Genomic DNA, 10,235 nt, shown 5'->3' on the forward strand with positions numbered 1-10,235 from the left:
CACCTGGACGATGGCGTAGTTCCAGGTCGGCACGACCTTGCCGGTCTCGCGCTTGGTCTCGTACCAGGACGGCGTCACGTAGGCATCGGTGCCCTGGAAGACGATCAGCACAGGCGATGCCGGGCTGTCGGCCAGCAGCCGCCATTGCGGATTGGCTCTCGCCAGATGCGCGCGCAACCTGCCGTTCGGCGGCACATCGGCGTCGAGCAGGAACGGGATCGCGTTGGCGACCGGCCCCTCGGCTCCATTTGAGATCAGCAGGCCAAGCGGATGCGCCCGGATCAGCCCGTACAGCACGTCCTGCCGCGTTTCCTGGAAATGAGGGGGCTGGTACATCGCTGTTATCTCAGCCGTTTCGGACGCGGGTCGGACAATTCGCCGGCCAGCCGGCGATCGAGATAGTCCGCGCATTCCTGGAGCAGGAGGTCCGCATCGTTGGAGAAGAAATGGTTGGCGCCGGGCAAGGTCTTCTGAGTGATGGTGATGCCCTTTTGCGTGTGCAATTTGTCGACCAGTCCCTGAACATCCTTTGGCGGCGCTACCTTGTCGGCGTCGCCATGGATGATGAGACCCGACGACGGGCAGGGCGCCAGGAACGAGAAATCATAGGTGTTGGGCTGCGGTGCGATCGAGATGAAGCCTTCGATCTCCGGCCGGCGCATCAGAAGCTGCATGCCGATCCACGAGCCGAACGAATAGCCGGCGACCCAGCAGCTCTTGGAATCCGGGTGCAGCGACTGCACCCAGTCAAGTGCCGCGGCTGCATCCGACAATTCGCCGGTGCCATGGTCGAATTCGCCCTGGCTGCGGCCAATGCCGCGGAAGTTGAAGCGAAGCGTGGTGAAATCCCGCTTCTGGAACATGTAGAAGAGGTCGTAGACGATCTTGTTGTTCATCGTGCCGCCGAACTGGGGGTGCGGATGCAGGACGATGGCAATCGGCGCGCTCTTTTCCTTGGAAGGCTGATAGCGACCCTCCAGGCGGCCGGCCGGACCGGTAAAAATGACCTCAGGCATAAAATACTCCACATGGCATAAGAATGCGCGGCGCCCGGAACAACTCTTCCTCTGGCCTTGACGCAGGGCGAGCGTCTTTCTAGAAGCTAGTTTAGAATTGTTCAAAACTGGGTGGCCAAAGCGTAATGGCTCGGCTACCCACGCCGCACGCCGCGTAAATAGGACGTCTTGCCTTGCAATTTCAAGGAAATAACGCGCTATCCTCGCGAAACGGCTTTTGACGGGACCAGTTGAAGCGAAAATGGCCGGACCACGCGCCTATCTCGACTACAATGCCAGCGCGCCGCTGCTTGCCGCGGCGCGTGCGGCAATGATTGCCGCGCTCGATGCCGCCAACCCGTCGTCGGTCCATGCCGAGGGCCGCGCCGCACGGCGGCTGATCGAGAATGCAAGGCGCGATGTGGCGGCGCTGGTCAACGCCAAGGCCGAGCATGTCGTGTTTACCTCCGGTGCGACGGAAGCCGCCTCGACGCTGCTGACGCCGGATTGGCAGATGGGGCGCGGTACTGTCCGCATGAGCCGGCTCTACGTCTGCGAAGCCGACCATCCTTGCGTGCTGAATGGCGGGCGCTTCCCGGCAGCCCAGGTGACGCTGATCGGCGTCGAGGGCAACGGCATAATCAAGCTGGACGCGTTGGCGGCGGCGCTCGCCGCGCACGACAAGGCAGATGGCCTGCCGCTGGTGGCGATCCATGCCGCCAACAACGAGACCGGCGTGATCCAGCCCGTCGACCGCATCGCCGAAATCGTCAAGGCGGCGGGTGGCATCCTGATTATTGACGCCGTGCAGGCGGTCGGTCGCATTCCGCTAGATATGTCAGCGGGTTACGCCGATTACTTGATTCTGTCTTCGCACAAGGTCGGCGGTCCCAAGGGCGTTGGCGCCATCGTCGCCGCCTCCGACCTGATGATGCCAAGGCCCTTGGTCACCGGTGGCGGCCAGGAAAAGGGCCATCGTGGTGGCACCGAAAACCCGGCCGCGATCGCCGGTTTTGGCGCGGCGGCGCGCGAAGCCCTGACCGGATTGAACAGCATCGAAGCGGTCGCTCGCCGCCGCGACGAGATCGAGGCCATCGTGAAAACGCTGGTGCCGGATGCGGAAATCTTTGGAACCGGCGCGCCGAGGCTTGCCAATACGACATTCTTCGCTATTGCGGGCATCAAGGCCGAGACGGCGCAGATCGCCTTCGACCTCGCCGGCGTGGCGCTGTCGGCCGGTTCCGCCTGTTCGTCGGGCAAGGTCGGCCCGAGCCATGTGCTGAAAGCCATGGGACGACACAGTGACAGCCTTGGCGCTTTGCGCGTGTCCATCGGCCACGCAACGAGCGCCGAGGACATCGAACTGTTCCGCACTGCGCTGGCAGGTATCGCCTCGCGCCGCGCAGGCAGGGAAGAAGCCGCCTGAGCGCGGCAAACAAACGCAGGCCTTCTGGCCTGGTAGAGCCGTGCGTTTCGTTTTGGCCGGGTGAATTTCCGGCAGGAACGCACTATATGGAACTTACGCCGCCTCGGTTGCCTCACGGGTACTCGTTTCGCGGTGCCATAGTTTGAAAACTGCCGGGCCTTGACCCCGGCGTGGATGGAGAACGCTTATGCCTGCTGTGCAGGACACGATCGATCGGGTTCGAAAGATCGACGTCGATCAGTATAAATTTGGATTCCAGACCGAAATCGCGATGGACAAGGCCCCTAAGGGCCTGAGCGAAGATATCATCCGCTTCATTTCGGCGAAGAAGAACGAGCCGTCCTGGATGCTCGAATGGCGTCTGGAAGCCTATCGGCGCTGGCTGACGCTGGAGACGCCGACCTGGGCGCGCGTCCACTATCCGAAGATCGATTTCCAGGACATCCATTATTACGCGGCGCCCAAGAGCACGCCAGGACCGACTTCGCTCAGCGACGTCGATCCCGAGTTGCTGAAGGTCTATGAGAAGCTCGGCATTCCGCTGAGGGAACAGGAAATCCTCGCCGGCGTGCAAAAGACCGACGCGTCGGAGCTCGAGGAACCCAGCGACAATGTCTACAAGTCGGGCCGCGTCGCCGTAGACGCCGTGTTCGATTCCGTGTCCGTCGTCACCACCTTCAAGAAGGAGCTGGCGCAGGCCGGCGTCATCTTCTGCTCGATCTCGGAAGCCATCCGCGAGCATCCCGAACTGGTGAAGAAATATCTCGGTTCGGTCGTCCCGACCTCCGACAATTTCTACGCGACGCTGAATTCGGCGGTGTTCACCGACGGCTCCTTCGTCTTCGTGCCCAAGGGCGTGCGCTGCCCGATGGAATTGTCGACCTATTTCCGCATGAACGAGAAGAACACCGGCCAGTTCGAGCGCACGCTGATCATCGCCGAGGAGGGGGCCTACGTCTCCTATCTCGAGGGCTGCACGGCGCCGCAGCGCGACGAGAACCAGCTTCACGCCGCGGTGGTCGAGCTGATCGCACTCGACGACGCCGAGATCAAATATTCGACGGTGCAGAACTGGTATCCCGGTGACGCCGAGGGTAAGGGCGGCATCTACAATTTCGTCACCAAGCGCGGCGACTGCCGTGGCGACCGTTCGAAGATTTCGTGGACGCAGGTCGAGACCGGCTCGGCGATCACCTGGAAATATCCGAGCTGCATCCTGCGCGGTGACGATTCCAGCGGCGAGTTCTATTCGATCGCCGTGTCGAACGGCTATCAGCAGGTCGATAGCGGCACCAAGATGATCCATCTCGGCAAGAACACGTCGAGCCGCATCATCTCCAAGGGTATCGCCGCCGGCTATTCGCAGAACACCTATCGCGGCCAGGTCTCGGCGCACCGCAAGGCGACCAACGCCCGCAACTTCACCAACTGTGACTCGCTGCTGATCGGCGACCAGTGCGGCGCGCACACCGTGCCTTACATGGAAGCCAAGAACGCCACGGCGCAGTTCGAGCATGAGGCGACCACCTCGAAAATTTCCGAGGACCAGAAGTTCTACGTCATGCAGCGTGGCATTCCGGAAGAAGAGGCGATCGCGCTGATCGTCAACGGCTTCGTCAAGGACGTTATCCAGCAACTGCCGATGGAGTTCGCGGTCGAGGCGCAGAAGCTTATCGGCATCAGCCTCGAGGGCTCGGTCGGCTGACCGGATAAAAATTTTCAGGAAAAGAAAAAATGCTTGAGATCAAGAACCTCCATGCCCGCATCGTCGACGACGGCACCGAGATCATCCGCGGGCTGAACCTGACGGTGAAAGCCGGCGAGGTCGCCGCCATCATGGGACCCAACGGCTCGGGAAAATCGACGCTGTCCTACATCCTCGCCGGTCGCGAAGACTATGAAGTCACCGAAGGCGACATCCTCTACAACGGCCAGTCGATCCTCGAAATGGATCCGGCCGAGCGTGCCACATCAGGCATCTTTCTCGCCTTCCAGTACCCGATGGAGATACCGGGCGTGGCGACGATGGAATTCCTGAAGGTGGCGATGAACGAGCAGCGCAAGGCGCGCGGCGAGGAGCCGCTGAAGATCCCGGAATTCCTGAAGCGCGTGAAGGACGCGGCCGCCTTGCTCGACATGGACATGGCGATGCTGAAACGGCCGCTCAATGTCGGCTTTTCCGGCGGCGAGAAGAAGCGCGCCGAGATCCTGCAGATGAAGCTTCTGGAGCCAAAACTGTGCGTGCTCGACGAGACGGATTCCGGCCTCGACATCGATGCGCTGAAGATCGTCTCGGAAGGCGTCAATGCGTTGCGCGCGCCAGACCGCGCCATCGTCATCATCACCCACTACCAGCGCCTGCTTCAGTACATCGTGCCGGATAGTGTGCACGTGCTCTACAGAGGCCAGGTGGTCAAGTCCGGCGACAAGTCGCTGGCGCTCGACCTCGAAGCCAATGGCTATGCCGGCGTGATCGGCCAAGCCGCGTGAGATGCCAGAAGGCCCAGAAGGCAAGCCAAACAAGGCGAAACTGATGAATATACACACGACACCCCAGCGAACGCCGGCCGAAACGGCGCTGATCGACGCCTTCAGCGACCGGCTGTCGCTGCTGCCCGGCGACGGCACGGTGATGCTGAAGCGCGACGACGCCATCGAGGCGATCAAGAGCGGCCTGCCGACGCGGCGCATCGAATCCTGGCATTACACCGACCTGCGCCGCCTGCTGACTTCGGTTCCGGATTTCGATCCCACAGCCGCTGCGAAAGCCATTGCGCCTGTTGTCGAAGGGTCCGCCGTTTTGCCGGTGCTGAACGGCGTGTCGAGCGCGAAACTGCCTGATATCGAAGGTATCGCCGTGCAGCGGCTGTCGGAGAAACTGACTGACGGCAGCATCGCGCCGGGGCTTGATCCCTATGGCGCCGACGATGCCATCGGCGCGCTGAATACCGCTTTCGTTGCCGACGGCTATTTTGTCGACATCGCCGACGGTGCCGAACTGGATAAGCCGATCGAATTGCAGAACCTGCAGGCCGGCGGCCAGACCCATGTGCGCCTGGCTGTGCGCGTTGGTTCCGGTGCCAAGGCTGTCATCGTCGAGCGCCAGACGGGCGAGGGCGCCGCACTCGTCAGCTCGGTCAGCCAGCTTCTGCTTGGCGAGGGCGCCGAGGTGACGTGGCTGATCGTGCAGGAGCAGCCGGATACGGCCACGCATCTTGCCCAGTTCAAGGCGCATCTTGGGAAGAATTCCAAACTGACGCTGTTCGTGATGAATGCCGGCGGCAAGCTGGTGCGTCAGGAGATCGTGGTGAGGACGACAGGCGAAGGCGCCGATTTCACGCTGCGCGGCATCAACCTGCTTGCCGGCGACACCCATACGGACGTGACCATGGTGCTCGACCATGCCGTGCCGCACACGGCTTCGACGGAAGTGATCCGCAACGTGGTGACGGGAAGAGCGCGCGGCGTCTTCCAGGGGCGCATCAACGTCCACCAATATGCGCAGAAGACCAACGCCAAGATGGCCTGCAACACGCTGCTGCTGTCGGACGACGGCGAGTTCTCGACCAAGCCGGAGCTCGAGATCTTCGCCGACGACGTCGTCTGCGGTCATGGCGCCACCGTCACCGAGATCGACCACAGCCATCTGTTCTACCTGATGGCCCGCGGTATCGACGAGAAGTCGGCCCGTGGCCTGTTGGTGAAGGCGTTCGTCGCCGAGGTGATCGAGGAACTGGACGACGAGGCGATTGTCGAGGCGCTGGAAACGAGGCTCGACGGCTGGTTCGCGGCGCACGGGTAAAAGTGGGTGAGGGGTGCTGGACGGAATGAAGCGATGCCTCGAGAGAGCTTGTGATGGACCAGAAAGTCGAAAACATCCCCTATGACGTCGAGGCGATCCGCCGCGACTTCCCGATCCTGTCGCGGGAAGTCTACGGCAAGCCGCTGGTCTATCTCGACAATGGCGCCTCGGCGCAGAAGCCGCAGGTCGTGCTCGACATCATCCAGCATGCTTATTCCCAGGAATACGCCAACGTCCATCGCGGCCTGCATTTCCTGTCGAATGCCGCGACCGATGCCTATGAGAAGGCGCGCGAGACGGTTCGCCGGTTCCTCAACGCGCCAAGCACCGACAACATCGTCTTCACCTCGAACACGACGTCGGCGATCAACACCGTCGCCTACGGCTATGGCATGCCCAATATCGGCGAGGGCGACGAAATAGTCCTTTCGATCATGGAGCACCATTCCAACATCGTGCCGTGGCATTTCATCCGCGAGCGCCAAGGCGCCAGACTGGTCTGGGTGCCGGTCGACGATCTCGGTATCTTCCATATCGAAGAGTTCGAGAAGCGGCTGACGGACCGCACCAAGCTCGTCGCCATCACGCACATGTCGAATGCGCTGGGCACGGTGACGCCGATCAAGGAGATCGTCCGCATCGCGCATGCGCGCGGCATTCCGGTGCTGGTCGACGGCAGCCAGAGCGCCGTGCATATGCCGATCGACGTCCAGGATCTCGACTGCGATTTCTTCGTCTTCACCGGCCACAAGGTCTATGGTCCCTCCGGCATCGGCGTGCTCTACGGCAAGAAAGACATGCTGGAGCGCATGCGCCCATTCATGGGCGGCGGCGAGATGATCGAGGAGGTGACGCAAGACATCGTCACCTACAACGATCCGCCCCACCGCTTCGAGGCCGGCACGCCGCCGATCGTGCAGGCGATCGGGCTCGGCGCTGCGCTGGAATACATGGAAAAGATCGGCCGCGAGCGCATCGCCGCGCACGAGGCCGATCTGAAAGACTATGCGCATCAGCGGCTGCGGGCCATCAATTCGCTGCGCATCTTCGGCGACGCGCCGGATAAGGGCGCCATCATCTCCTTCGAGTTGCAGGGCATTCATGCCCACGACGTGTCGATGGTGATCGACAGGCAAGGCGTCGCCGTCCGCGCCGGCACCCATTGCGCCCAGCCGCTGTTGAAACGCTTCGGCGTAACCTCCACATGCAGGGCGTCGTTCGGCATGTATAATACCAGGGCCGAAGTCGACGCTTTGGCAGATGCGCTCGAAAAAGCGCGAAAGTTCTTCGGGTGACGATCATGGATGATGCCAGCCATACCGCTGAGACCACTTCGGAAACGACTGCCAACGGTCTGGTTTCCGCCTCGGCCATTCCTGCCGACGAATTGGCGCGGCTGACCGACGACATCGTCTCGGCGCTCAAGACAGTCTACGATCCGGAAATTCCGGCCGACATCTACGAGCTCGGCCTGATCTACAAGATCGACATCGAAGACGACCGCTCGGTCAAGATCGACATGACGCTGACCGCGCCGGGCTGCCCGGTGGCCGGCGAAATGCCTGGCTGGGTCGAGAACGCCGTCGGCGCCGTCGAAGGCGTTTCCGGCGTCGAGGTCAACATGACCTTCGATCCGCCCTGGTCGCCCGACCGCATGTCGGAAGAGGCGCAGGTGGCGGTGGGCTGGTATTAATGGGCGTACTTGCGCCGGGCAGAAAATTTCACCATTTTAGGTGAAGAATCATTCGGCAGGCCTTGAACCTGCACGCAATGGAGAAAGAAAAAGATGGGACGCTTCGCCGTCATCACGATGACCGAAAAGGCCGCCGACCGGGTTCGCGAGATCGTCGCAACCCGTGAGAATGCGCACGGCATTCGCCTTGGCATCAAGAAGGGCGGCTGCGCCGGCATGGAATATACGGTCGACCTGGTGACCGAGCCTAACACCAAGGACGACCATATCGAGCGCGACGGCGCCCATGTCTACGTCGCGCCGGAGGCCGCACTTTTCCTGTTCGGCACCGAGATGGATTTCGAGCAGACGACGCTACGCACCGGCTTCACCTTCCGCAACCCGAACCAGAGTTCGGCCTGCGGTTGCGGCGAATCGGTTGAGCTCAAGCCGGCTGATCTGAAGGCCTTGGCCGAGGCGCGCGCTTCGGCGTGATTTTCCTTCGCCCCGTTCACGGGGAGAAGGTGGTCCGAAGGGCCGGATGAGGGGCAGCGCCAGCCTCTCTAAGTATGCGCCACCCCTCATCTGCCTGCCGGCACCGTGAACGGGGAGATGGACCTAGTCCACCCACATTCCCGTTCGTTTGTGCCATCCGGCGATCGACTCTTCCGGATAGACATCGAAAACCTTGTCGCCCTCGCCGATCTCAGGCTCGACCCAGTTCGCCTTGTATTTCAGCATGAGGTGCACCTTGTCAGGCGGTTTCGGCAGGTCTGTGTCGATCGCCGAGGCGAAGGGGTGGACCAGCTCCGGCCAAGTCGGATCGTAGAGCCACAGTGCCGATCCGCATTTCCGGCAGAAATTCCGCTCGCCTGACGAGATCTCGCATTGCGGATGCTCATCGTCCTCGATTTCGGCTTGATAGACGCCAATGTTGCGCTTGCCCTTGATTTTCAGCGTATCGAAATCGGCGCCGAGATTGATGGCGAAGCCACCGCCGCCCTGCTGCTTGCGGCAGATCGAGCAGTAGCACAGCATGAACGGCACCGGCGTGTGGCTTTCCACCTCGAAGCGAACAGCATTGCACCGGCAGGACCCTTTAAGCAGAAGCGGCATGAAAAAACTCCGACGAAATTGGTTTCAACTTGTCAGGATGGTGCCGGTTGCGGCGATGACAAGGGGAAATCCCGATGACATGATCGTGGCATGGAAAACGAACGCATCGCCGAACTTTTCGAAGGCTTGGGCCCGGTCAGCATCCGCAAGCTGTTCGGCGGCAAGGGCATCTACTTCGACGGCGTTATCGTCGCCATCGTCCTTCGCGGCGAACTTTTGCTGAAGGCCGACGCCGAAAGCATGACCGATTTCGCAGAAGCCGGCTGCACGCAGTGGACCTACACCGGCTCGAGGCATGGCAAACTCGTGTCTATGCCATACTGGAGCATTCCCGACAGTGCCTTCGATGATCCGGATGAGATGGCGGTCTGGGCACGCCGGGCCTATGAGGCGGGGCTGCGGGCCGGTAAGTAGGCTGCCTCCCCGCTGGCCATCACCTCATGCCAGGTCCTGCGCCTCGGGCACAAGGGCCAGCGCCTCGGCAAAGGCCGCCGCCGTAGAAGCCGGCACAAGTTCGGCACTTTCGACCGCAAGCATTGCCGCGGCAACGCCTTCACGCAGCGCCGCGCGCAGCGTCAGGCCGCGCAGCAGGGCGGCGACCGTTGCGCCCGCCAGCGCATCGGCGGCGCCGTGCGCGACCTTTCTTGGTGGCAGGATCGAGAAGGCGCCGGCCTCGTCGAAACCCAGCACCGGACCGTCATCCGCAGTCACCACGCCGCTTCTGAGGCCGGCGCGCTTCAGGCCGTCGGCGATGTCTTGCTCCGCAGCGCCGATACCGACATCGGCGAGTGCGATGGCCTCGCGCCGGTTCATGAAGAGCAGCGCCAGACTGCCGAACACTGCCGCGAGTCGCACGACCTTGGCCGGTGAGACGGCGAGGGCGAAGACCGGCTTGCCGGCGGCAAGCGCTACCAGCCGCTCCAGCGCCGTCGACGGCAGGTTTGCGTCGCACAGGACCGCATCGGCAGTGCTGATCGCCTCGCGCACCTTGGCTCGGCGGATCTGCTTGGGAAGCGCCAGATCATAGAGCGTCATGTCGGCAAGGCTGACGATCAGCGCGCCGTCGCCGTCGATCAGCATCGTGTTGCTCGGCGTCGTGCGATCGAGGAACACCACGGACAGATCGGCAATGCCGGCAGCATGGATGGCGCGCGAGACCGTATCGGCCAGAACATCGCCGCCGCGCACCGAAAGCAGCGAGCCGGAAACGCCGCGGCGCACGGC

At 62.3% G+C, this 10,235-nt stretch carries 12 protein-coding genes; 8 read left to right on the top strand and 4 right to left on the bottom strand.

All coding sequences use genetic code 11. From position 1 onward, the window contains the following. The coding region (locus E5W87_RS01225) for an FMN-binding negative transcriptional regulator (protein WP_292393168.1) at positions 1–336 on the bottom strand (336 nt) is incomplete at its 3' end. A 5-nt stretch (positions 337–341) separates the two neighbouring features. After that, on the bottom strand, positions 342–1,016 hold the full coding sequence (locus E5W87_RS01230) for an alpha/beta hydrolase (protein ID WP_095489603.1): 675 nt from the start codon (positions 1,014–1,016) through the stop codon (positions 342–344). 241 nt (positions 1,017–1,257) lie between these two features. On the opposite strand from E5W87_RS01230, the gene E5W87_RS01235 reads away from it, so the two are divergent. The 7 genes from E5W87_RS01235 to sufA all read left to right on the top strand — a co-directional run bounded on the left by E5W87_RS01235 (position 1,258) and on the right by sufA (position 8,390). Continuing rightward, positions 1,258–2,421 carry a cysteine desulfurase family protein gene (locus E5W87_RS01235; protein WP_292393194.1) on the top strand — a complete coding sequence of 388 codons (1,164 nt, stop codon included), beginning with the start codon at positions 1,258–1,260 and terminating at the stop codon, positions 2,419–2,421. Between the two features lie 187 nt (positions 2,422–2,608). After that, positions 2,609–4,126 (top strand): Fe-S cluster assembly protein SufB, encoded by a 1,518-nt coding sequence (gene sufB, locus E5W87_RS01240; RefSeq protein ID WP_292393196.1) that lies wholly within the window; start codon positions 2,609–2,611, stop codon positions 4,124–4,126. 29 nt (positions 4,127–4,155) lie between these two features. Next, positions 4,156–4,911, top strand: a complete 756-nt coding sequence (gene sufC / locus E5W87_RS01245; RefSeq protein ID WP_292393198.1) for a Fe-S cluster assembly ATPase SufC — start codon at positions 4,156–4,158, stop codon at positions 4,909–4,911. A 43-nt stretch (positions 4,912–4,954) separates the two neighbouring features. Next, positions 4,955–6,223 (top strand): Fe-S cluster assembly protein SufD, encoded by a 1,269-nt coding sequence (sufD, locus tag E5W87_RS01250; RefSeq protein ID WP_292393200.1) that lies wholly within the window; start codon positions 4,955–4,957, stop codon positions 6,221–6,223. A gap of 53 nt (positions 6,224–6,276) precedes the next feature. After that, positions 6,277–7,518: a cysteine desulfurase gene (locus E5W87_RS01255; protein WP_292393201.1), complete on the top strand. Its 1,242-nt coding sequence runs from the start codon at positions 6,277–6,279 to the stop codon at positions 7,516–7,518. A 5-nt stretch (positions 7,519–7,523) separates the two neighbouring features. Continuing rightward, positions 7,524–7,916 carry an SUF system Fe-S cluster assembly protein gene (locus E5W87_RS01260; RefSeq protein ID WP_292393203.1) on the top strand — a complete coding sequence of 131 codons (393 nt, stop codon included), beginning with the start codon at positions 7,524–7,526 and terminating at the stop codon, positions 7,914–7,916. A gap of 93 nt (positions 7,917–8,009) precedes the next feature. Then, positions 8,010–8,390, top strand: coding sequence for a Fe-S cluster assembly scaffold SufA (gene sufA, locus E5W87_RS01265; RefSeq protein WP_006206001.1), 381 nt, complete (start codon positions 8,010–8,012; stop codon positions 8,388–8,390). 123 nt (positions 8,391–8,513) lie between these two features. On the opposite strand, the gene E5W87_RS01270 is transcribed toward sufA, so the two are convergent. Then, complete coding sequence (locus tag E5W87_RS01270) at positions 8,514–9,011, bottom strand: GFA family protein (RefSeq protein WP_292393206.1); 498 nt, start codon at positions 9,009–9,011, stop codon at positions 8,514–8,516. 90 nt (positions 9,012–9,101) lie between these two features. Between E5W87_RS01270 and E5W87_RS01275 the strand changes: the two genes are divergently transcribed. Further along, positions 9,102–9,425, top strand: a complete 324-nt coding sequence (locus E5W87_RS01275; RefSeq protein WP_292393207.1) for a TfoX/Sxy family protein — start codon at positions 9,102–9,104, stop codon at positions 9,423–9,425. 24 nt (positions 9,426–9,449) lie between these two features. On the opposite strand, the gene E5W87_RS01280 is transcribed toward E5W87_RS01275, so the two are convergent. Further along, positions 9,450–10,235, bottom strand: a 786-nt coding sequence (locus tag E5W87_RS01280) for a PfkB family carbohydrate kinase (protein ID WP_292393209.1), incomplete at its 5' end; no start/stop codon positions are given.

This window comes from Mesorhizobium sp. (genome assembly GCF_004962925.1).
In the GTDB taxonomy this organism is placed as follows: domain Bacteria; phylum Pseudomonadota; class Alphaproteobacteria; order Rhizobiales; family Rhizobiaceae; genus Mesorhizobium.

Excerpts from the sequence above, each read along its gene's own strand:
- sufC (WP_292393198.1), top strand. The coding sequence starts at position 4,156 with ATGCTTGAGATCAAGAACCTCCATGCCCGCATCGTCGACGACGGCACC.
- E5W87_RS01260 (WP_292393203.1), top strand. The coding sequence starts at position 7,524 with ATGGATGATGCCAGCCATACCGCTGAGACCACTTCGGAAACGACTGCC.
- sufD (WP_292393200.1), top strand. The coding sequence starts at position 4,955 with ATGAATATACACACGACACCCCAGCGAACGCCGGCCGAAACGGCGCTG.
- E5W87_RS01235 (WP_292393194.1), top strand. The coding sequence starts at position 1,258 with ATGGCCGGACCACGCGCCTATCTCGACTACAATGCCAGCGCGCCGCTG.
- E5W87_RS01270 (WP_292393206.1), bottom strand. The coding sequence starts at position 9,011 with ATGCCGCTTCTGCTTAAAGGGTCCTGCCGGTGCAATGCTGTTCGCTTC.
- E5W87_RS01230 (WP_095489603.1), bottom strand. The coding sequence starts at position 1,016 with ATGCCTGAGGTCATTTTTACCGGTCCGGCCGGCCGCCTGGAGGGTCGC.
- E5W87_RS01275 (WP_292393207.1), top strand. The coding sequence starts at position 9,102 with ATGGAAAACGAACGCATCGCCGAACTTTTCGAAGGCTTGGGCCCGGTC.
- sufA (WP_006206001.1), top strand. The coding sequence starts at position 8,010 with ATGGGACGCTTCGCCGTCATCACGATGACCGAAAAGGCCGCCGACCGG.
- E5W87_RS01255 (WP_292393201.1), top strand. The coding sequence starts at position 6,277 with ATGGACCAGAAAGTCGAAAACATCCCCTATGACGTCGAGGCGATCCGC.
- sufB (WP_292393196.1), top strand. The coding sequence starts at position 2,609 with ATGCCTGCTGTGCAGGACACGATCGATCGGGTTCGAAAGATCGACGTC.